At 61.9% G+C, this 21,101-nt stretch carries 17 protein-coding genes; 5 read left to right on the top strand and 12 right to left on the bottom strand.

What is annotated here, in order from left to right; genetic code table 11:
* Positions 1-17: 17 nt before the first annotated feature.
* Positions 18-989, bottom strand: coding sequence for a dipeptidase (locus PQQ52_RS11380; protein ID WP_408210571.1), 972 nt, complete (start codon positions 987-989; stop codon positions 18-20).
* 18 nt (positions 990-1,007) lie between these two features.
* Positions 1,008-2,282, bottom strand: a complete 1,275-nt coding sequence (locus PQQ52_RS11375) for a serine hydroxymethyltransferase (protein ID WP_408210568.1) — start codon at positions 2,280-2,282, stop codon at positions 1,008-1,010.
* A 445-nt stretch (positions 2,283-2,727) separates the two neighbouring features.
* Between PQQ52_RS11375 and PQQ52_RS11370 the strand changes: the two genes are divergently transcribed.
* Positions 2,728-3,723, top strand: a complete 996-nt coding sequence (locus PQQ52_RS11370; protein WP_408210565.1) for a GlxA family transcriptional regulator — start codon at positions 2,728-2,730, stop codon at positions 3,721-3,723.
* A 167-nt stretch (positions 3,724-3,890) separates the two neighbouring features.
* On the opposite strand, the gene fdhA is transcribed toward PQQ52_RS11370, so the two are convergent.
* The 3 genes from fdhA to PQQ52_RS11355 all read right to left on the bottom strand — a co-directional run bounded on the left by fdhA (position 3,891) and on the right by PQQ52_RS11355 (position 7,399).
* Positions 3,891-5,090: a formaldehyde dehydrogenase, glutathione-independent gene (gene fdhA, locus PQQ52_RS11365; RefSeq protein ID WP_408210562.1), complete on the bottom strand. Its 1,200-nt coding sequence runs from the start codon at positions 5,088-5,090 to the stop codon at positions 3,891-3,893.
* A 190-nt stretch (positions 5,091-5,280) separates the two neighbouring features.
* Positions 5,281-6,249 carry an oxidoreductase gene (locus PQQ52_RS11360; RefSeq protein ID WP_408210560.1) on the bottom strand — a complete coding sequence of 323 codons (969 nt, stop codon included), beginning with the start codon at positions 6,247-6,249 and terminating at the stop codon, positions 5,281-5,283.
* A 73-nt stretch (positions 6,250-6,322) separates the two neighbouring features.
* Entirely contained in the window at positions 6,323-7,399 is a 1,077-nt protein-coding gene (locus tag PQQ52_RS11355) for a zinc-binding dehydrogenase (protein ID WP_408210558.1), read from the bottom strand.
* A 117-nt stretch (positions 7,400-7,516) separates the two neighbouring features.
* Between PQQ52_RS11355 and PQQ52_RS11350 the strand changes: the two genes are divergently transcribed.
* From PQQ52_RS11350 to betA, 4 genes are all read left to right on the top strand, one after another.
* Entirely contained in the window at positions 7,517-8,452 is a 936-nt protein-coding gene (locus PQQ52_RS11350) for an AraC family transcriptional regulator (RefSeq protein ID WP_408210555.1), read from the top strand.
* A 161-nt stretch (positions 8,453-8,613) separates the two neighbouring features.
* Positions 8,614-9,201, top strand: coding sequence for a transcriptional regulator BetI (betI, locus tag PQQ52_RS11345; protein ID WP_408210552.1), 588 nt, complete (start codon positions 8,614-8,616; stop codon positions 9,199-9,201).
* 31 nt (positions 9,202-9,232) lie between these two features.
* Positions 9,233-10,702 (top strand): betaine-aldehyde dehydrogenase, encoded by a 1,470-nt coding sequence (gene betB, locus PQQ52_RS11340; RefSeq protein WP_408210549.1) that lies wholly within the window; start codon positions 9,233-9,235, stop codon positions 10,700-10,702.
* Positions 10,703-10,714: 12 nt separating this feature from the next.
* A complete protein-coding gene (gene betA, locus PQQ52_RS11335; RefSeq protein WP_408210547.1) occupies positions 10,715-12,400 on the top strand; it encodes a choline dehydrogenase in 1,686 nt (561 codons plus the stop codon).
* A gap of 76 nt (positions 12,401-12,476) precedes the next feature.
* Here the strand turns inward: betA and PQQ52_RS11330 are convergent, their stop codons facing one another.
* The 7 genes from PQQ52_RS11330 to PQQ52_RS11300 all read right to left on the bottom strand — a co-directional run bounded on the left by PQQ52_RS11330 (position 12,477) and on the right by PQQ52_RS11300 (position 21,093).
* Positions 12,477-13,895 (bottom strand): MFS transporter, encoded by a 1,419-nt coding sequence (locus tag PQQ52_RS11330; protein WP_408210544.1) that lies wholly within the window; start codon positions 13,893-13,895, stop codon positions 12,477-12,479.
* Positions 13,896-14,035: 140 nt separating this feature from the next.
* On the bottom strand, positions 14,036-14,299 hold the full coding sequence (locus tag PQQ52_RS11325; RefSeq protein WP_325043549.1) for a hypothetical protein: 264 nt from the start codon (positions 14,297-14,299) through the stop codon (positions 14,036-14,038).
* 59 nt (positions 14,300-14,358) lie between these two features.
* On the bottom strand, positions 14,359-15,015 hold the full coding sequence (locus PQQ52_RS11320) for a sarcosine oxidase subunit gamma (RefSeq protein WP_408210541.1): 657 nt from the start codon (positions 15,013-15,015) through the stop codon (positions 14,359-14,361).
* A complete protein-coding gene (locus tag PQQ52_RS11315) occupies positions 15,005-18,007 on the bottom strand; it encodes a sarcosine oxidase subunit alpha family protein (RefSeq protein ID WP_408210538.1) in 3,003 nt (1,000 codons plus the stop codon). The genes PQQ52_RS11320 and PQQ52_RS11315 overlap by 11 nt, the downstream gene beginning before the upstream one ends.
* The gene (locus tag PQQ52_RS11310) at positions 18,004-18,330 is read right to left on the bottom strand and encodes a sarcosine oxidase subunit delta (protein ID WP_408210535.1); all 327 of its coding nucleotides are present in this window, start codon (positions 18,328-18,330) and stop codon (positions 18,004-18,006) included. The genes PQQ52_RS11315 and PQQ52_RS11310 overlap by 4 nt, the downstream gene beginning before the upstream one ends.
* A gap of 77 nt (positions 18,331-18,407) precedes the next feature.
* Positions 18,408-19,652 (bottom strand): sarcosine oxidase subunit beta family protein, encoded by a 1,245-nt coding sequence (locus tag PQQ52_RS11305; protein WP_408210533.1) that lies wholly within the window; start codon positions 19,650-19,652, stop codon positions 18,408-18,410.
* Between the two features lie 46 nt (positions 19,653-19,698).
* A complete protein-coding gene (locus tag PQQ52_RS11300; RefSeq protein ID WP_408210530.1) occupies positions 19,699-21,093 on the bottom strand; it encodes an L-serine ammonia-lyase in 1,395 nt (464 codons plus the stop codon).
* Between the last annotated feature and the right edge of the window lie 8 nt (positions 21,094-21,101).

Raw genomic sequence — 21,101 nt, 5'->3', positions numbered from 1 at the left:
GTTCGGTGAATAGGAAATCAGACCTTCCACACTTCGCCGAATACCCGTACCCAGTTCTCACCCATGATCTTCTTGATACGTGTCTCGCTCCAGCCGGCGCGCTCCATCGCGGCCGTCAGGTTCGGAAACTCGCCGATCGTGCGAATGCCCTCGGGATTCACCACCTTGCCGAAGTTCGTCAGCTGGCGATAACGGCCCTTGTCGTGCGTGATCCAGTCGAAGAACTCGGTGCTATAGCCTTGCGTGAAGTCCGTGCCGATACCGACCTGATCTTCACCGATCAGATTCACCACGTATTCGATGGCTTCGATATAGTCTTCGACGGTCGCGTCCGGGCCACGCTTGAGGAACGGCGCGAACATCGTCACGCCGACGAAACCGCCTGCATCCGCAATCTCTTCCAGTTGTTCATCGCTCTTGTTGCGCGGGTGCTCTTTCAGACCCGACGGGCAGCAATGCGAGTAGCACACCGGCTTGTTCGACGCGGCAATCGCTTCGGACGACGTCTTGCCGCCCACATGCGAGAGGTCCACCATGATGCCGACGCGGTTCATCTCCTGAATCACTTCCCGGCCATAGCCCGACAGACCGCCGTCGCGCTCATAGCAGCCCGTGCCGACCAGGTTCTGCGTGTTGTAGCAAAGCTGGACCACGTTCACGCCGAGATCCTTGAAGGCCTCGATATAACCAAGGTTGTCTTCGAACGCATGCGCGTTCTGGAAGCCGAAAATGATGCCGGTCTTGTTTTCTTTCTTCGCGCGGAAGATGTCGTCGGTGGTGCGCACGAGCGTCAGCATCTCGCCGTACTCGCGGATCTGCTGCTTCATTTCCGCGATGTTGTCGACGGTCTTCTGGAAGCTTTCCCAGACCGACACCGTGCAGTTCACCGCGGTCACGCCGCCCTTGCGCATATCTTCGAACACCGAGCGCTCAAACTTCGAGATGTTCAGGCCGTCGATGATGATGCTGTTGTCGTGCAGAGTGCTCATCGTTTGCTCCAGGCGTGCTTAGTAGATGGGAAAGCGTTCGCACAGCGCGAAAATCTCGCGGCGCACGCGTTGTTCGGTTGCGGCATGACCTTCCGGGGAATCCCGCAGCGCGTCGAGCACTTCGACGATCAACCGCCCGACGTCGCGAAATTCGCTGACGCCGAAGCCGCGTGTCGTGCCCGCCGGCGTGCCGAGGCGAACGCCGGACGTGACCGTCGGCTTCTCGGTGTCGAAAGGAATGCCGTTCTTATTGCAGGTGATGCCGGCGCGTTCCAGCGCCTGCTCGACCTGATTGCCTTTGAGACCCTTAGGCCGCAGATCGACCAGCAGCAGATGGTTGTCGGTGCCGCCCGTGACCAGATCGACGCCACCCGCTTTCAACACGTCGCCCAGCGCCTGCGCATTGGCCAGCACGTTGTCGATGTAGGTCTTGAAGCCCGGCTGCAATGCCTCGCCGAATGCCACCGCCTTGCCGGCGATCACATGCATCAGCGGGCCGCCTTGCAGGCCCGGGAACACGGCCGAGTTGATTTTCTTGGCAATGTCTTCGTCATTCGTCAGAACAAAGCCGCCGCGCGGACCGCGCAAAGTCTTGTGTGTAGTCGACGTGACGACATGCGCATGCTCGACCGGATTCTGGTGACGCCCCGCCGCGATCACGCCGGCAATGTGCGCCATGTCCACCATTAGTTTCGCGCCCACCCCATCGGCGATCTTGCGCAGCCGCGCGAAGTCCAGTGCGCGCGGGTACGCCGAGAAGCCGGCGATCAGCAGCGCCGGCTTGTGCTGCTGCGCGAGTTCCTCGATCTGCTCGTAATCGATCAGCATCGTGTCGCGATTGACGCCGTATTGCACCGCGTTGAACCACTTGCCCGACATTGCCGGCTTGGCGCCGTGGGTCAGGTGACCGCCCGCGTCGAGCGACATGCCGAGTACCGTGTCGCCCGGCTTCACCAGGGCGAGCATCACCGCGCCGTTCGCTTGCGCGCCGGAATGCGGCTGCACGTTGGCAAATTTCGCGTTGAAGAGCTGCTTGATGCGATCGAGCGCCAACGTTTCGATCACGTCGACGTATTCGCAACCGCCGTAATAGCGCTTGCCTGGATACCCTTCCGCATACTTGTTCGTCAGCACCGAGCCTTGAGCCTCGAGCACCGCGCGCGACACGATGTTTTCCGACGCGATCAATTCGACTTGCGATTGCTGACGTTCAAGTTCTTTCAAAACGGCGCCGCGCACCGCCGCATCACGCGTGGCGAGCGATTCTTCGAAGAAAGGATTCGGGTTCGACATGGAAGGTCCGTGGGGTGGTTGGCGGTGGGCCGGAAGCTGCTGTGAAGCGGGCTTTGAAGCGGGCTTTGAACCCCTGCCGCTACCGGTCTGCATTGCGTCTATTCTTGACGTTCGCCCTGCGCGTCAATTTACGAATTCAGACGTGTTCTTTGCCTTTTCCGCCATCCGCGTCCTTTTTCGACAAGTCGGTGAGGGTGAATGTCGAACGGTCGTTCGCGCGTTCGCGTCTTTGCTGCACTGCAGCTGATCGTCGTGCGCAGTTCAGGTGCGTGTACGAACACCGGCGGCGCCGTTCTGGTGCCGTTTGTTTAGCTATCCAACTTTATTAATGCGTAACCGAGGGTTTAGCCTGATGGCACGGTAGTTGCGCTAGTCCTCAAAATTGCAGGAGTCGCCGCTCCCCACGGCGACGCGACATTACAGATTCGAAGGAATCATTCCTCCCATGTCCACCGATCGCACGGCGTCGCTGTCGCATTTCGCATTCATGCCGGTTCCGAACTTCACGATGATTGCTTTCAGCAACGCGATCGAAGTTCTCCGCATGGCGAACTACCTGACAGGACAAACGCTTTACCGCTGGTCGATCGTGAGCCCCGAAGGCGGCCCGGTAACGGCGAGCAACGGTCTCTCGGTCGATACCGGGCCAGTTGAATGCGTCGGTCAGCCGGATATCGTGTTCGTGGTCGGCGGCATCGATGTGCAGCGCGCCACTACCCCCGCCCATCTCGTCGCCTTGCGCCGCTTCGCTCGCATGGGCAGCGTACTCGGCAGCCTATGCACCGGCACCTATGCGCTGGCGCGTGCCGGCTTACTCGCCGGTTACGCGTGCGCAATTCACTGGGAGAACATGTCGGCGCTCAAAGAAGAGTTTCCCGACACGCGGTTTCTGAAAGAACTGTTCGTGATCGATCGCGATCGCGTCACGTGCACGGGCGGCGTCGCGCCGCTCGATATGATGCTCAACCTGATCGCGCCGCGTGTCGGCACGGCACGGGTCACGCAGATCGCGGAGCAGTTCATCGTCGAACATGTGCGCGATACGAGCGCACAACAGAAAATGCCGCTGGTGGCGCGGCTCGGTTCGGCCAACAAGTCGCTCTTCGAAGTGATCTCGCTGATGGAGAACAACATCGAAGAGCCGCTTTCACGCGAAGAACTCGCGCGCCTCGCCGGTATGTCGCAACGGCAGCTGCAGCGTCTGTTCCGCGAGCATCTGGGTATGACGCCGACGCACTACTATCTGACGCTGCGCTTGCGACGCGCGCGTGAATTGCTGCTGCAGACTGACATGTCGATCATGCACATCACGATGGCTTGCGGCTTCCAGTCGGCTTGTCACTTCTCGAAGAGCTATCGCGACGCATTCGGCACCGCGCCGACGCGCGAACGGCGCAAGCAGGCGCCCTCGCTGGCCGCTGTGCCGGTCATGGCGGCTTGATCCGCTCGCCTCGCCGGCACCTTTGCCGCCCGAAAACATAACGCGTTGAACGGGAAACCGTTCAACGCGTTTGTTTTTGGCCACGCTGTTCAGACATACCGGCCAGTCTCGGGCGAGATCGCGAAGCGGTCGCGCCCTTGCCGAGGCGTGCGCTGCTGTGCCGTGTATCAGGCCGCTTTCAACAGCCCGTGCGGATCGATCACAAACTTCTTCGGCGCACCGCCATCGAACTGCCGGTAGCCGTCCGGCGCCTGGTCAAGCGACACGACGGTCACGTTCACGATGTCCGCAATCGGCAACCGGTCCCACAGAATCGCCTGCATCAGATTGTGGTTGTATTTCATCACCGGCGTTTGCCCGGTATGGAACGAATGCGACTTGGCCCAGCCGAGCCCGAAGCGGATGCTCAGGCTGCCTTTGCGTGCGGCGGCATCGGAGGCGCCCGGATCATCCGTCACGTACAGGCCGGGAATGCCGATCGCGCCAGCGGCCCGGGTGATTTCCATCAACGAATTGAGCACCGTGGCCGGCGCTTCCTCATGCGAGCCGCTGCTGCCGTGGCCGTGCGCCTCGAAGCCGACGCAGTCCACCGCGCAATCCACCTCGGGCGAGCCGAGAATCTGTTCGATCTGCTCGCCGAGCGTAGCGTCCTTCGACAGGTCGACGGTCTGGAATCCCATCTTGCGAGCATGCGCAAGACGCTCCTCGTTCATATCGCCGACGATCGTGCAGGCTGCGCCCAGCAAGCGTGCGGAAGCGGCCGCCGCCATTCCCACCGGCCCCGCGCCTGCAATATAGACCGTGGCGCCAGGCTTCACGCCAGCCATCACAGCGCCGTGATAACCGGTCGGCAGAATATCGGACAGGCACGTGAGGTCGCGGATTTTCGACATCGCCTGAGCGCGGTCGGGGAATTTCAGCAGATTGAAGTCGGCGTACGGCACCAGCACGTACTCGGCCTGGCCGCCGATCCAGCCGCCCATATCGACGTAGCCATAAGCGCCGCCGGCGCGCGACGGATTCACGTTCAGGCACACGCCGGTGTGCTGCGCCTTGCAGGTCGGGCAGCGTCCGCAGGCCACGTTGAACGGTACGGACACCAGGTCGCCGATCTTGAGCGTTTCAACGTCACGCCCTATTTCGATCACCTCGCCGGTGATCTCGTGGCCGAGCACAAGGCCGACTTCGGCGGTTGTGCGGCCACGCACCATGTGCTGATCGGAGCCGCAAATATTCGTGCTGATCACCTTCAGGATCACGCCGTGGCCGATCGACCGGCCACGCGGATCGACCATCTTCGGATAGTCGATCGACTGCACTTCCACCTTGCCCTGCCCTAGATACACGACGCCGCGATTGCTGCTCATTTGTCTGTCTCCATGTCTCGTGAGCGGCGCGCCTGTCTCTACGTGACGCGCCGTTCAACGAGCGTAGCGCCCGTTGAAACAAGGACATGTACCGAACACGACACCGGTTTGGCTGGAACCGACACGCGAGGCGCAACCGTATGGACGGTGACTTCTTTCGCCAATTTCGAGCCAAACCGTACTACGGCCGCTACAAACGCGCCCCGCTCAGGTTCTCGCTCAATGCCCACAGGCGCTCCGCGGCATCTGCGTCAACGGCCCACGGCAACACGCCGTTCAACGGCTTGTGATCTGCCGGTACGGCTTCTGCGATATCGACATCCTCGCAATACACGCCGCCCATATGCTCGAGCGCCGGGTTGGTGGCACACCATACTGTCGTTGCCGCGCCCTGTCCGACCGTCTTGTATAACGACCGTTGATCCTCGGGAATCTGCCCCGCCGCGTCGCGAAAACCCATCGCCTGGAGCTCTTCCATCGTGATGGATCGTTGCAGCGCCGTCTCGATCCGGCCTGGATGCACCGCGAATGCGCGAATGCCGTGCGGCGAGCCCCGCCTGTCGAGCGCTATCGTGAACAACACACCAGCCGTTTTGGATTGACCATAGGAGATCCATTTATCGTAGGGACGACGTTCGAAGTGAGGATCGTCGAAATCGAACGCGGCGTACCGGTGCGCACCGGACGACAGCGTGACGACCCGCGCGAAACCGGCGCGCTTCAGTGCGGGCCAGAGCCTGGCCGTGAGCTGGAAATGCCCCAGATGATTTGCGGCGAATTGCGCCTCATACCCACGGGCATCGCGCGTGAAAGGCACAGCCATGATGCCCGCGTTATTGATCAGGAGATGCAACGCGCGACCGCTCGACAGAAATGTATCCGCGAAAGCATCGATCGAGGCGGGATCGAGCAAGTCGAGTATTGCCACTTCGGTGCGCGGAATGCGGTGGAGTGCCTCATAGGCCTTGTCCGGCGTTCTCGCGGGAACGATCACCGTTGCTCCGGCTTCGGCCAGCACGCGTGTCGTCTCGAGGCCGATGCCGGAATAGCCACCGGTAACGATCGCCACTTTGCCGCGCAGATCGACGCCGGCGATCACGTCGGCCGCCGTGCTACGCGAACCGAATCCGGAATGAAGCGGAGTTTGTAGACTTATCATGGATTTTCCTTGAAATGAAGTGCTGCCTGCGCGCGCCTTTGCTGAAGGCCTTTTTGAGTACTTGCATGAGTCCCTATTCCTCGTGATCGATGACAACGCATTCAAAGGCGCTCGCTGTCGCCGCGGCCTCCATGGCTTTCGGTAGTTCAGCGAGCGGATAAACGCGCGCATGCAGCGCGGCGATGTGAAGTTGTTCGCTGCGAACGAGATCGAGCAGACGCCGGTACGCGTCGCGTGGATACATGAACTGGCCAAGAATCTCCCAGCCGTTCAGCATGACTTCGGTATAGGGAATCGGCAGCGGGACAGTCATGCTGCCCATCAGCACAAGCCTGCCGCCCTGAGCAAGGCCGCGTAGCGCGGCAAGCGTCAGATTGGGGTCGCGCGCGTTGCCGACCATATCGAACGCCATGTGCGCGCCACCACCTGCCGCCGCGCGTATCGCTTCGGCGTCGGCAGCTACATCGCCGGTCGCCACAGTCGTGACCACACGCCCGCGTCCGAGCGCCGCAACAGACTCGAGTACTTGCGTATTTCTTCCGACCGCGACGACTCGGCTCGCCCCCATCGCCAATGCGACGAGCACAGCGGCACTGCCATACGCGCCTGTCGCGCCTGACACGATCAGCGTTTCTCCCGCTGCGAGACGTCCGCGCAGCAAGCCACCGAACGGCACGATGCAGCGTGTCGTCAAAGCGAGCTGTACGGCGCTGAGTTGCGACAGATCGTCGACCGGCGTCACCGCGCTCGCAGGAAAGGATGCATATTCAGCGAGCGTGCCGTCCGGCCAGTCGGTCTGCACGCGTCGGGCCACGGATCCGTTCGCTGTCACGCCGATCAGGATCTGCGCCGGCTCCCGCACGTTTTCCTGCGCGACAAAATGCGATTGCAGTACAACACGTTGCCCAGGCTGCAGATGCCACACGTCACGGCCTACCGCATGGACGACACCCACACCGTTTCCGCCGGGAATAAACGGTTGCGGCGGCGCGTGATAGATCGGCAGTTCGCCGCCGACATACGCCTTCATGTACGACATCAACGACGACGCTTCGATGCGAACCACGACACTGCCCGCGCGTGGTTCAGGAACGGGAATATCGGTCAGGCTCAGCGTGCCGCCAAGCCGCTCGAGTTGCCAGGCTTTCATGGATAGGTGCTCCGTCCGTCAAGCGGTGTATTCGATGCAAGGTTGACGCTATGATCCTGCTAACGAACATTCGTGCCTATAATAGAAACGCCCCAATTCCTATTAGATCGTACATTTATGGACGCACTTTCCGACGTGCTTTCGATGCTGCGGGTAAGCAGCGTGTTGTCGTCCCGATTCGAAGGACGTGGCGCGTGGGCCTTCCGATTTCCCGCATACCAGGGCGTCAAGTTCGGCGGCGTGCTATCCGGGCGTTTTCATCTGTGGATCGCCGGCAGCAAAGCGCCTTTGATGCTCGAAAAGGGCGATTTCTATATGCTCACGGACGGCCAGCAGTTCTGTTCGGCGAGCGACCCCGAGCGTGTGCCGCTCGATGGACCGGCGGCTTATCGCAGCATTCGCGGTGCGGACGGCGTGGTTCGCTATCAGGGCGACGATGGCGCTGGCGATCACGAACAGGTGAGCATCGCGAGCGGCCGCTTCACGTTCGAAAACGACGTCACGGAGATTCTGCTCAGGCATCTGCCGCCGCTGATTCATCTTCGTGCTGCGGATCTGGGGTCGCACGCGCTTTCGCGTCTCCTCGACCTGCTTGAATGGGAAACGAGCGGCCTGCAAGCCGGCGCAGATGTCGCGAGCAGCAGTCTCGCCGCGTTAGTTCTCGTTCACGTGCTACGCACTTATCTGGCGTCAACGCCGCAACCCGAGGGCTGGCTGGGCGCCCTGGCCGATCCGAAGATCGGCGGCGCCCTGTCGATGATGCATGCGCAACCCGGCGAACGTTGGACCGTCGATAGCCTCGCGTCCTCGGTGGGCATGTCGCGCACCGCGTTTGCGACGCGCTTTCGTCGGCAAGTGGGCTGCGCGCCGGTCGAATACCTCGCTCAATGGCGCATGACGATTGCGCGCTCCGCGCTCAAACACTCGGAGGAACCGTTGACGGACATCGCGTCGCGAATCGGCTACCTGTCGGACACGGCATTCAGCATCGCGTTCAAGCGCTCAACCGGACAGAGTCCCGGCCGATTCCGTGTGCTCAGTCGCGAGGCGTGAGGCTGAAACGTCTGTGCCTCGACGCGGCGTTGATTCCGGGGTAATGCTTATATGCGCGCTGATGAAACCCGGTTTTTATTGATTGACCGTTCAATATAAAAAAACTAATATAGTCCATCGAACACTTGGGCGGCCTGCCTGTGCCTGCCGCCCCGAGCACCATGCCCAAACTTGGAATGCGCGAAATCCGCCGCGCACAGCTGATCGACGCCACGCTGCTGACCATCGACCAGGCCGGTCTCGCCGGCGCAACGCTCGCGTCGGTCGCGCAGCGCGCGAGCATTTCCACCGGTATCGTCAGTCACTATTTCGGCGACAAGGACGGTTTGCTCGAAGCCACCATGCGCCACGTGCTGCGCGATCTGTGGCAAGCCACGTCACGCAGGCGCCGTGCGGCGAAGGCGGATCCGCGCTCGAAACTTCGCGCCGTCGTCGCGGCGAATTTCGACGCAGCGCAAACCAGCGGCCCAGTGATGAAAACGTGGCTCGCGTTCTGGTCCGAGAGCATGCACAAGCCGCAATTACGGCGGCTTCAGTATGTCAACACGCGCCGGTTGAACTCGAACCTGTGCGCGGATTTCTCGAAAGCGCTGCCACGGTCGGCGGCGCGCCGTGCGGCTGGCGGTCTCGCGGCGCTGATCGACGGTCTATGGTTGCGCGGCGCCTTGTCCGGCGAGCCCTTCGATACGAAGGCCGCCCTGCGCGTGGCGAACGAATACATCGATCTGGTCCTGGAAGCACGCAACTAGCCCGGCGACATCTTTAAGAAAGGAGCAAGTCATGGCGGTATTCGCAACGCAACGTCTCTATATAGGCGGCGCTTACGTCGACGCAACCGGCGGCGAGACTTTCGACACGCTCGACCCCGCCACCGGCGAAACGCTCGCGACGGTGCAACAGGCCTCCGCGGCCGATGTCGATCGCGCAGTGCAATCCGCACGCGAGGGTCAACGCGAGTGGGCCGCGCTCACGGCGATGCAGCGCTCACGCATCCTTCGCCGCGCAGTCGATATCTTGCGAGAACGCAACAACGAACTCGCCGCGCTCGAAACGCGCGACACCGGCAAGCCGATCGCGGAGACCCAGGCGGTCGATATCGTCACCGGCGCGGATGTGATCGAGTACTACGCGGGGCTCGCCACCGCTATCGAGGGGCAGCAGATTCCGTTGCGGCCGTCGTCGTTCGTTTATACGCGGCGTGAACCGCTGGGCGTGTGCGCAGGTATCGGCGCGTGGAATTACCCTATTCAGATCGCGTGCTGGAAGTCGGCTCCCGCGTTGGCGGCCGGCAATGCGATGATCTTCAAGCCGAGCGAAATCACCCCGCTGTCCGCGTTGAAACTCGCAGAGATTTATACCGAAGCCGGTGTACCGGCCGGCGTATTCAATGTCGTGCAAGGCGACGGACGCGTGGGTGCGATGCTTGCCGCTCATCCGGACATCGAGAAAATTTCGTTCACGGGCGGTGTGGAAACCGGCAAGAAGGTGATGTCGCTTGCCGGAGCATCCTCGTTGAAAGAAGTGACGATGGAGTTGGGTGGCAAATCCCCTCTGCTCGTCTTCGACGACGCCAATCTCGAACGTGCCGCCGACATCGCGATGAGCGCCAACTTCTTCAGCTCCGGTCAGGTCTGCACGAACGGCACGCGCGTATTCGTGCAGCGTAGCGTGCTCGAACGGTTCGAATCGCTGGTGCTGGAACGTGTCAAACGAATTCGTGTCGGCGCGCCAACTGACGCCGACACCAACTTCGGCCCGCTGGTTAGCGCAGCGCAATTGCGGAAAGTGCTCGGTTACATCGAAAGCGGCGTGCAGGAAGGCGCGCGCCTAATTGCCGGCGGCAACCGGGTAACGGAAGGCCACTTCGGCAACGGCCAATACGTCGAGCCGACGGTTTTCACCGGTTGCCATGACGACATGCGTATCGTGCGCGAAGAAATCTTCGGCCCGGTAATGAGCATCCTCGTGTTCGACGACGAAGACGAAGCGATCTCGCGTGCAAATAACACCGCCTATGGTCTCGCTGCGGGTGTCGTGACTGAAAATCTGGCGCGTGCGCATCGCGTGATTCATCGTCTCGAAGCGGGTATCTGCTGGATCAATACATGGGGCGAGTCTCCCGCGGAAATGCCGGTGGGCGGCTACAAGCAATCGGGCGTCGGCCGCGAGAACGGCATCACCACGCTCGAACACTACACGCGCATCAAGTCCGTGCAGGTCGAGCTCGGTCCGTATCAACCGGTGTTCTAAGGAGAGGCGGCGATGGCTTCGAACGAATACGATTACATCATCGTCGGCGCGGGTTCAGCAGGCAACGTGCTCGCGTCGCGCCTGACCGAAGACGCGAACGTGACCGTGCTGCTCCTCGAAGCAGGCGGCCCCGACTACCGTTTCGATTTCCGCACGCAGATGCCCGCGGCCCTCGCCTATCCGTTGCAGGGGCGGCGCTACAACTGGGCGTACGAAACCGACCCCGAGCCGCATATGAACAACCGCCGCATGGAGTGCGGGCGGGGCAAGGGACTCGGTGGTTCATCGCTGATCAACGGCATGTGTTACATCCGCGGCAATGCGCTCGATTACGACGGCTGGGCCGGGCGCCCAGGGCTCGAAAACTGGACCTATCTGGATTGCCTGCCGTACTTCCGCAAGGCCGAAACGCGCGATGTCGGTGCGAACGCGTATCACGGTGGCGATGGACCGGTTCACGTGACGACGAGCAAGCCCGGCAACAATCCCCTGTTCGCGGCGATGGTCGAGGCCGGCGTGCAGGCGGGTTTTCCGCGTACCGACGATCTGAACGGCTATCAGCAGGAAGGCTTTGGTCCGATGGATCGCACGGTCACGGCGAACGGCCGACGCGCCAGCACCGCGCGCGGCTATCTGGATCGTGCGAAAGCGCGCCCGAATCTGACCATCGTCACGCATGCCGTGACCGATCGCGTACTGTTCTCGGGCAAGCGCGCGATTGGCGTCGCGTATCTGCACCATGGCAACGCAGTGACCGCGCATGCACGCCGCGAAGTACTGGTGTGCAGCGGCGCGATCGCCTCGCCGCAATTGCTGCAACGCTCAGGCGTCGGCCGCTCAACATGGCTGCGCGAACTCGACGTGCCGCTCGTGCACGATCTGCCAGGCGTCGGCGAAAACCTGCAGGACCATCTGGAGATGTATATCCAGTATGAATGCAAAGAACCGGTCTCGCTGTATCCGGCGTTGCAATGGTGGAATCAACCTGCAATCGGACTTGAATGGATGCTTAACGGCACGGGTATCGGCGCGAGCAATCAGTTCGAAGCGGGCGGCTTCATCCGTACCCGCGACGATGATCTGTGGCCGAACATGCAGTATCACTTCCTGCCCGTCGCGATCAACTACAACGGGTCTAACGCGATCAAAATGCACGGCTTTCAGGCGCATGTCGGTTCGATGCGTTCGCCGAGCCGTGGCCGTGTGAAACTCACGTCGCGCGATCCTGGCGCGCATCCGAGCATTCTGTTCAATTACATGGCCGATCCGCTCGACTGGCGCGAATTCCGTGACGGCATCCGCATCACGCGCGAGATCATGCACCAACCGGCGCTCGATCGTTATCGCGGCCGCGAGTTGAATCCGGGCGCGGAGTTGACCACGGACGAGCAACTCGACACCTTCGTGCGTAACCGTGCAGAAACGGCATTTCATCCATCGTGCTCGTGCAAGATGGGTTATGACGATATGGCTGTCGTCGACAACGAGGGGCGCGTGCATGGCATGGAAGCATTGCGCGTGGTCGACGCTTCGATCATGCCGCTGATCACAACGGGCAATCTGAACGCGCCGACGATCATGATCGCGGAGAAGATCGCGGATCGGATTCGTGGGCGGGAGACGCTGGCGCGGGTGGAAACGCCCTACTTTGTGGCGAACGGCGTGGCGTCGAGGAAGCGTGAGGTGGCGACGGTTTAGTTCGCGTCGAAACAAACTGTCGAGCCGGGATTTAAACAATAAGGCCGCGAAAATATTCGCGGCCTTATTGCTTTGTTCACTCCCGCGCAGGACTCAACACCCCATGCGTGTCCGATTCAACTGCTTCAGACACCAAGGTCTCCAGCGCCAGTCCACGCGTCTCGATCCCCATGATCCACACTGCCGCAGCGGCGATCACAAAACACATCGCACCGAGCGAGAACACGCCACCCTGGCCGAACACCGGCAGCACGACACCCACCACGTAAGGGCCGATCAACGAACCCACACGGCCGATCGCTGAGGCAAACCCCGACCCGGTAGCCCGTGCACCGGTGCCATAAAGCTCGGGCGTATACGTGTAAAGCACCGCCCACATCGCAAACAGAAAGAACTGCATGGCGAGCCCGGCACAGATCAACAGCGTCGGCGCTTGCGCGTGCAACGCGGTTTGTCCGTAGACGTAGGCCATCACCGCGCTGCCGGCCAGCGACGCGATACAGGTCGGCTTACGTCCCCAACGTTCGACGAGCCACGCCGCGCAGATAAAGCCCGGAATCCCGCCGAGCGAAATCAGCACCGTGTACAGCACCGATTTCGTCACTGCAAAGCCCGCTTGTTGCATCAACGCGCCGAGCCACGACGTCAGCCCGTAAAAACCGAGCAAGGCGAAGAACCAAAGCGTCCACACCATGATCGTGCGACGGCGATAGGCCATGCTCCAGATCTCGCGGAACGCACCCGTACCCTTCGCGGCAGGCGGTTCCTGCAGCATCACCGGCGCACGCAACTGGCTCAGGCCGGCCGCTTTCATCACCTTCACTTCGACTTCGGCGAGAATCTTGTCCGCTTCGGCGAGGCGTCCACGATGCTCCAGCCAGCGCGGCGACTCCGGTACGACGCGGCGCACAATCAGCACGAACACGGCAGGAATGGCCAGCAGCGCGAACTCCGTGCGCCACCCGAACGTCGGCAACACGAAATACGACACCACGCCCGCCGTGATGAAACCAAGCGGCCAGAAACCATCCATCAGGGCAATCAACCGTCCGCGTGACGCTGCGGGCACGAATTCGGACAGGAGGGTCTGTGCAATGGGGAACTCCATGCCCATTCCGAAGCCAAGCAGTATGCGATAGAAAATCAGCGCTTCGACGCTCTGCGCGGTCGAGCACAGATACGATGCCAGCCCCCACAGCACCATGCTCCACTGAAACACGGGGCGCCGTCCGAAGCGATCAGCCAGCAATCCGGCGACCGCCGCGCCAATCACCATGCCGAAGAAGCTCGCGCTCGCGACCAGCCCCGCCGTCGCGGTCGACAAATGGAATTCGGTCTTGATCGAGCCGAGCACGAAGGTCATCGTGCCGAGATCGACCGAGTCGAAAAAGAATGCGATCGCGATGATGAGGAAGATGGTCCGGTGATATCCGGAGAACGGCAGTCGCTCGAGTCTGGCGGCTGCGCTCGCGCGAGGCTGAAAAGCGGTAGACATGTCACTCCCTCGTTGATGCGGCGGCTGCCGCGTGGACGTTCCGATCAGTGCGATTCAGTAGACGCCGACATAAATCGGCCACATAGAAGAAATGCGTCATCGGAATGGAACGGGAGCGCCGTTCCGGCCGTTCAGGACCCTTACGGTCGAAGCCGTGCACGCGCAGCGCCGGCAATGCGCGCAAGCGCATCCGCGCTCAAACGGGCCGCAATCTTCTCAACGTATTCGTGATGCCGCGGTTGAAGCGGTGCGCCGAGTTGCTGCGCAAGGAGATAGCGGATCAGCGCGATGCGACGGTGCCGCAATACGATGCTCTGATCAAGCAGCGCAAGCGCGGCGTGAGCATCGCCCTGATGGCACGCGCGTTCAGTGAGGCGCGAGGTAGCTAGACGTGTCGACGTCATGTCAGTCGGCGGCGCGAGAGCCGCGAGCGGTGCCTCAGCAAGACGCCGCTCGCCGCGCTTCACGACATCAGCGGCTCGGCCGCATCGAGCATCATCTTGACGAAGTAGTCCGCAAAACTGCGGCGCACGACGATATCGAAACACGCCGCGCCGGTGGGCAACAGCGTCATCGACGCCTTGAAGTAGTGACTCTGTGCGCACTGCCCCTCACCGAACAATTTCGGGTGCAGATCGAGCGGGCAACCGCGCGCCAGCACTTCACGCGTGCGCGTGCCGCTGATTTCGAGCACCGTGTACCCGCTGCCGATATCCACCGCCGACGCGAACACGCCCGCAAATGCCGCGCCGAACTTCGCCTGCAACGGCGCGGTACGCGTTGCGTCGTGCGCCATTGCCGAGCGCACCAGCCACTCGTCCGGACCGAGCCACAGCATGTCGTAGCCGTTGCCTCGGGCGATGGTGTTCGCTTTCTCGGGCGGCCGGCAGCCGATCACACTCTCCACGGCCTTCATGAACACTGCATCGCGCGTATCGCCGCGCACGTTCACGAGTTCCAGAAACGGCCGCTCGCTCAACCGGAACGCCGCCGAAGCCGTCGCCTGATGCTTCTTCAGCAGCGCATCCGTCCCCACCAGCGGCGACTCCTGCCACACGCCCGTTTGCTGGCCGACAGCGCGATCCACCGCCGACACCGTTCCTCTAGTTTCATTCCACATGTTGACGTGCTCCTTCGCTGTCGTAGAACACCGAGCTGGTGACCTTGGCCGCAATCTGCTTGCCGCTCGCGAGCGGAATCGTGACCTTTTCGCCGATCTTGTCGAGACCGCCCTTCACCACCGCCATTGCAATCGAGCGTTTCAGGATCGGGCTGTAATAGCTCGACGTGACGTGTCCGAGCATCGGCGCGGTATCGCCCTGGAAAGGACCCGCAACGATCTGCGAGCCTTCGGGAATCACGAACGACGGGTCGTCCGAGAGCAGCCCGACCAGTTGCTTGCGCCCCGTCTTCGCCGTGTCCGTTCGCGTCAATGAACGTTTGCCGAGAAAGTCTTTCGACTTCGCGACCAGCCCGCCCATGCCGAGGTCGTACGGTGTCATCGAGCCGTCCGTATCCTGACCGACGATGATGTAGCCCTTCTCCGCACGCAGTACGTGCATGGTTTCCGTGCCATACGGCGTGATGTCGAATTCCGCGCCAGCGGCCATCAGCGCCTCCCACACCGCGCGTCCTACGTTTGCGGGCACGTTCACTTCATAGGCGAGTTCGCCCGAGAAGCTGATCCGCATTACGCGCGACGCCGCGCCTGCCACCGTGCCTTCGCGATAGCTCATGAACGGGAACGCCGCGTTTGCAAAGTCGATGTCGTGGCACACCTTCTGCAAAACCTTGCGGCTGTTCGGACCGACCACGGCGAAGGTTGCCCAGTGATCCGTCACGGAGGCGAGCCGCACGCGCATGTCCGGCCACTCGGTTTGTAGCCAGCGTTCGAGCCACGTGAGCACGCGTGCCGCACCGCCCGTCGTGGTGGTCATCATGTAGTGCTGCTCGGCGAGACGCACGGTCACGCCGTCGTCGAAGATCATGCCGTTTTCGTCGAGCATCAGGCCATAGCGGCATTTGCCGATTTCCAGCTTGCTCCACGGATTGGTGTAGACCCAGTTCAGCAGCTTCGCCGAATCAGGGCCCTGAATGTCGATCTTGCCGAGCGTCGAGGCATCGAGGATGCCGACGCTCGTGCGCACCGCCAGCGATTCGCGCGCGACAGCGGCGTGCATGTCCTCGCCCGCCTTCGCGAAGTACCACGGACGCTTCCAGTTGCCGACGTCCTCGAACGCCGCACCGTTTTCCACATGCCATTCGTGCACTGCTGTTTTGCGCACCGGATCGAGAAACTCACCGAGTTCGCGGCCGGCAAACGTGCCGAATGTCACCGGCGTGTAGTTCGGACGGAACGTCGTCGTGCCGGTTTCGGGAATCGTCTTGCCGAGTGCCTGCGCGAGAATCGCCATACCGTTGATGTTGCCGAGCTTGCCCTGATCAGTGCCGAAGCCCATCGCCGTATAGCGCTTCACGTGTTCAACGGATTCGAAGCCTTCGCGCGCCGCGAGGAAAATATCGGCCGCCGAGACGTCGTTCTGGAAGTCGACGAACTGCTTCGGCCCACGCGTTGAGAGTTCGCGGCCGCCGACCAACCACAGCGGTTGCATCTTCGTTTCGCTAATCTCAGTCACCTGCACCGGGTTCGGCCGTGCAACGATGTGACCCGCCGCACGCGCCGCCTCGACGCCGGCATCGACCGCGAAACGAATGCCCTGTCCCAGCGTGAAGTCGCCGGCACACGCGCCAATGCTCGTCTCCGCCTGCATTGCTTTGCCCGGCACGAAGCAGGCCTTGTCGTCATGCCAATGGGCCTTGCCGCCCGATTGCGCGAACAGGTGCAGCACCGGGCTCCAGCCGCCGGACATCGCGAGCAGATCGCAGGGCAACGCGCCCTGCTTCGCACCGACCTGTCCGTTCGAATACGACGCTATATCGACAGACGACACGCGAAGCTTGCCGTGCGCGGCCGTAATGGCCACACCGTTCATCACCTTGACGCCATACCGCCGGGCGAGCGCGGGCAGCGTGCCCTTCGATTCACCCGCGCGCGGATCGACGACCGTCACCTGGGCGCCTGCCGCCTTCAGATCGAGCGCGCATTGATAACCGTCGTCGTTGTTCGTGAACACCACGGCATTGCGTCCCGGCAGCACCGCATAACGATGCAGATACGTCGACACCGCCGACGCCAGCATCACGCCCGGCAAGTCGTTGTTGCCGAACACGATTGGCCGCTCATGCGCACCCGTTGCGAGAATCACGCGTTTGGCGCGGATCTTCCACATCAGCTCGCGCGTGCCCTTTCTCTGCGACACCGGCAGATGCTCAGTGAGCCGCTGCGCGACGGTAATGAGGTTATGGTCCTGGTAACCGAATGCCGTGCTGCGGCACAGGATCTTCACATCGGGCATCTGCCGAAGTTCGTCCTCGATCTTGTGGACCCATTGCAGCGCGGGTTTGCCGTCGATCTCCGCGCGGCACGACAGCAAGGAGCCGCCGAGTTCCGGCTGGTCGTCGATCAGCGTCACGCGTGCGCCTGACAAGGCCGCCGCATGCGCCGCCGCCAGCCCCGTCGGGCCACCGCCGACCACCAGCACGTCGCAGTGCGCAAAGCACTTGTCGTAGCGGTCCGCATCGGTTTGCTCGGGCGCCTTGCCGAGGCCGGCCGCATCGCGGATCACTTCCTCATACTTCGGCCAGAACTTGCGCGGCCACATGAAGGTCTTGTAGTAGAAGCCCGCCGGAATGAAGCGCGCGAACTTCTGGTTGATTGCCATCCGATCTTTCTCGATGCTCGGCTTCGCGTTCACGCTGGTCGCGACGAGGCCCTGATACAACTCCACTTCAGTCGCACGCGCGTTCGGCACCGTATATGCGCCGGTTTCGAGTTGCACGATCGCATTCGGCTCTTCCACACCCGCCGTCACGATGCCGCGCGGCCGGTGGTACTTCCAGCTGCGCGCCACAAAGTGCTCACCGTTCGCGAGCAGCGCGGACGCGAGCGTGTCGCCCTGAAAGCCCTGATACTTGCGGCCATTGAACGTGAAATTCAGTACGATTGCGCGGTTGATGCGCCCGCCGCTGGGGAGTCGGTCTTTCTGGCTCATGGTGCCTTTCCCTCGTGTGCCTTGTCTTGTGCCTTAGCCTCGTTGCTATCCATCGCGAGCAGCGGACGTTCGAACGTCTCGTAGCCCTGAATCTCGTAGCTCACGGTGTCGCGTTGCGCCTTGAACCAGCGGCGGCATCCCTGGGTGTGCATCCATTGCTCGCGATGCACGCCGCGCGGATTCTTGCGCATGAACAGGTAGTCGCCCCATTCCTTGTCGGTGAGTTTGTCGGTGTCGAGCGGACGTGCAATGTCCGCTTCGCCGCCGCAGGAAAATTCGGTTTCGGCGCGTGGCCCGCACCATGGGCATTCGATCAGCAGCATCTGTTTTTTCTCCTGTCGACCAGCGTTCGCGCTTGGCGCGTTACGCCGGTCCCATGCAACTCGTTGCAATGCAAGCGTTAGTGGGCAACAGCGGCAGCGCCGTGCTCGTCGATCAGTTGGCCGGTGTAAAAACGGTCCAGCGAAAACGGCGCGTTCAGCGGATGCGGTTCATCCTTCGCGATCGTGTGCGCATAAGCCCAACCCGAACCGGGCGTCGCCTTGAAGCCGCCCGTGCCCCAGCCGCAGTTGAAATAAAGCCCTTTTACGTCGGTCTTGCTGATAATCGGGCACGCATCCGGCGACACGTCGACGATGCCGCCCCACTGGCGATTCATCCGCACGCGTGAGAACACCGGGAACATTTCCACAATCGCTTCAAGCGTGCCTTCAATAATCTGGAAACTGCCGCGCTGACCAAAGCCCGTGTATTGATCGACGCCCGCACCGATCACCAGATCGCCCTTGTCGGACTGGCTGATGTACGCGTGCACCGCGTTCGACATCACCACCGTATTGACGACTGGTTTGATCGGCTCGGAGACCAACGCCTGCAACGGATGGCTCTCCAAAGGCAGCCGGATGCCCGCCATGTCCGCGAGCGTGGATGTGTTGCCCGCCGCGACCACCGCGACCTTCTTCGCCTTGATGAAACCCTTGGTGGTATCCACGCCGATCACCTGGCTGCCGTCACGACGAATCCCCGTGACCTGGCAGTTCTGCACGATATCCACGCCGGCCTGATCCGCGCCACGCGCAAAACCCCACGCCACCGCATCGTGCCGAGCCACGCCGCCACGGCGCTGGATCGACGCACCGAGCACCGGGTAGCGGCTATTCAGATTGATGGTCGGCTCGATTTCCTTGATCTGCTCCGGCGTGAGGAATTCCGCATCCACACCGTTCAGCCGGTTCGCATTCACACGACGTTCGGTGTCACGCACGTCCTGCAGCGTGTGCGCGAGATTCATCACGCCGCGCTGACTGAACATCACGTTGTAGTTGAGGTCTTGCGACAGACCTTCCCACAACTTCATCGCTTTCTCATAGAGCGCGGCCGATTCGTCCCACAGATAATTCGAGCGCACGATGGTCGTATTGCGCGCGGTATTGCCGCCGCCGATCCAGCCTTTCTCCAGCACGGCGATATTGCGCACGCCATGCTCTTTCGCGAGGTAATAGGCAGTGGCGAGCCCATGGCCGCCGCCGCCGACGATCACGACGTCGTACTCACGCTTGGGCTCCGGGCTTTTCCACTGACGCTCCCAGTTCTCGTGATACGACATCCCGTTGCGCAACAGGCTGAATATCGAATAGCGGCTCATTATTGGTCCTTTGGGTCCTGTTGTTACTCTTTGGTGCTTAACGGGTTCAACACTCGATAACGTTCACGGCAAGGCCACCGCGCGACGTCTCCTTGTATTTCGTCTTCATGTCCGCGCCGGTTTCGCGCATTGTCTTGATCACGTTATCGAGCGACACGTAGTGCTGGCCGTCGCCCTTCATCGCCATGCGCGCGGCATTCAGCGCCTTGATTGCGCCCATCGCATTGCGTTCGATGCAGGGAATCTGCACGAGACCGCCGACCGGGTCGCAAGTCATACCGAGGTTGTGTTCCATGCCGATTTCGGCGGCGTTTTCGACCTGGGCCGGCGTGCCGCCCATCACGGCGGCGAGTGCCGCGGCGGCCATCGAGCACGCAACGCCGACCTCGCCCTGGCAGCCCACTTCGGCGCCCGAGATCGAGGCGGTTTCCTTGTAGATGATGCCGATCGCAGCCGCTGTCAGCAGGAACGTGACGATGCCCGCGTCGTTCGACGCATGCATGAACTTGACGTAGTAATGCAGCACTGCCGGAATCACGCCGGCCGCACCGTTGGTCGGCGCCGTGACGACGCGCCCACCGGCTGCGTTTTCTTCGTTCACGGCCATGGCGTAGAGATTGACCCAGTCGAGCATGGACAGCGGATCGCGCAGCGACTCTTCCGAACGCGAACGCAATTGCGCGCACAGGTCGGCCGCGCGGCGCTTCACGTGCATCGGACCGGGCAACTCGCCACGCCCCTTGCAGCCACGTTCGACGCAGGCCGACATGGCGCGCCAGATCGCCAGCAACCCTTCGCGCACGTCCTGTTCGGTACGCGACGCGCATTCGTTGCGCAGCGTCACCTCTGCAATCGACAAACCGGTTTCACGGCACACGCGCATCAGATCGTCGCCGGTGCGAAACGGAAACGGCACGTCCGCGCCGGCGCGCAGGCCGTTGACGCGGTCGCCTTCGCGATTGATCACAAAGCCGCCGCCGATCGAGTAATACTCTTTCTCCACCAGCAACTGCCCGTTTTCGTCGAAAGCCTGAAAACGCATGCCGTTCGGATGCACGATGCTCGAACCTGGCGCACCCGGCATCAGCTTGCGAAAAAAGCCCAGGTGTTCGCGCTCGTCGAATTTGACCGGATGCTTGCCGAGCAGCACCAGTTGCCTGGTTTCACGGATCGCCTGCAGACGCGGTTCGATGATGTCCGGGTCGATCAGATCGGGCAGATTGCCTTCGAGGCCGAGCAACACCGCCTTGTCCGTGCCGTGCCCTTTGCCGGTCGCGCCGAGCGAGCCAAACAGTTCGACCTTGACGCGGCGCACGAAGCTCAGCAGATTGGCGTCTTCGATATGCGAGGCGAAGCGGCGCGCAGCGATCATCGGCCCGACGGTGTGCGAGCTGGAGGGACCGATGCCGACCTTGAACAGATCGAAGACGCTGACGTTCATGACGTGCC

The organism is Paraburkholderia sediminicola, from assembly GCF_046030555.1.
In the GTDB taxonomy this organism is placed as follows: Bacteria; Pseudomonadota; Gammaproteobacteria; order Burkholderiales; family Burkholderiaceae; genus Paraburkholderia; species Paraburkholderia sediminicola_E.
Note: the sequence above shows the minus strand (reverse complement) of the source record. Positions and strands in the feature narration are given on the sequence as shown.

What these genes read in the sequence shown, in the direction of transcription:
- PQQ52_RS11380 (WP_408210571.1), bottom strand. Translation starts at nt 989, where the DNA reads ATGAGCACTCTGCACGACAACAGCATCATCATCGACGGCCTGAACATC.
- PQQ52_RS11375 (WP_408210568.1), bottom strand. Translation starts at nt 2,282, where the DNA reads ATGTCGAACCCGAATCCTTTCTTCGAAGAATCGCTCGCCACGCGTGAT.
- PQQ52_RS11370 (WP_408210565.1), top strand. Translation starts at nt 2,728, where the DNA reads ATGTCCACCGATCGCACGGCGTCGCTGTCGCATTTCGCATTCATGCCG.
- fdhA (WP_408210562.1), bottom strand. Translation starts at nt 5,090, where the DNA reads ATGAGCAGCAATCGCGGCGTCGTGTATCTAGGGCAGGGCAAGGTGGAA.
- PQQ52_RS11360 (WP_408210560.1), bottom strand. Translation starts at nt 6,249, where the DNA reads ATGATAAGTCTACAAACTCCGCTTCATTCCGGATTCGGTTCGCGTAGC.
- PQQ52_RS11355 (WP_408210558.1), bottom strand. Translation starts at nt 7,399, where the DNA reads ATGAAAGCCTGGCAACTCGAGCGGCTTGGCGGCACGCTGAGCCTGACC.
- PQQ52_RS11350 (WP_408210555.1), top strand. Translation starts at nt 7,517, where the DNA reads ATGGACGCACTTTCCGACGTGCTTTCGATGCTGCGGGTAAGCAGCGTG.
- betI (WP_408210552.1), top strand. Translation starts at nt 8,614, where the DNA reads ATGCCCAAACTTGGAATGCGCGAAATCCGCCGCGCACAGCTGATCGAC.
- betB (WP_408210549.1), top strand. Translation starts at nt 9,233, where the DNA reads ATGGCGGTATTCGCAACGCAACGTCTCTATATAGGCGGCGCTTACGTC.
- betA (WP_408210547.1), top strand. Translation starts at nt 10,715, where the DNA reads ATGGCTTCGAACGAATACGATTACATCATCGTCGGCGCGGGTTCAGCA.
- PQQ52_RS11330 (WP_408210544.1), bottom strand. Translation starts at nt 13,895, where the DNA reads ATGTCTACCGCTTTTCAGCCTCGCGCGAGCGCAGCCGCCAGACTCGAG.
- PQQ52_RS11325 (WP_325043549.1), bottom strand. Translation starts at nt 14,299, where the DNA reads ATGACGTCGACACGTCTAGCTACCTCGCGCCTCACTGAACGCGCGTGC.
- PQQ52_RS11320 (WP_408210541.1), bottom strand. Translation starts at nt 15,015, where the DNA reads ATGTGGAATGAAACTAGAGGAACGGTGTCGGCGGTGGATCGCGCTGTC.
- PQQ52_RS11315 (WP_408210538.1), bottom strand. Translation starts at nt 18,007, where the DNA reads ATGAGCCAGAAAGACCGACTCCCCAGCGGCGGGCGCATCAACCGCGCA.
- PQQ52_RS11310 (WP_408210535.1), bottom strand. Translation starts at nt 18,330, where the DNA reads ATGCTGCTGATCGAATGCCCATGGTGCGGGCCACGCGCCGAAACCGAA.
- PQQ52_RS11305 (WP_408210533.1), bottom strand. Translation starts at nt 19,652, where the DNA reads ATGAGCCGCTATTCGATATTCAGCCTGTTGCGCAACGGGATGTCGTAT.
- PQQ52_RS11300 (WP_408210530.1), bottom strand. Translation starts at nt 21,093, where the DNA reads ATGAACGTCAGCGTCTTCGATCTGTTCAAGGTCGGCATCGGTCCCTCC.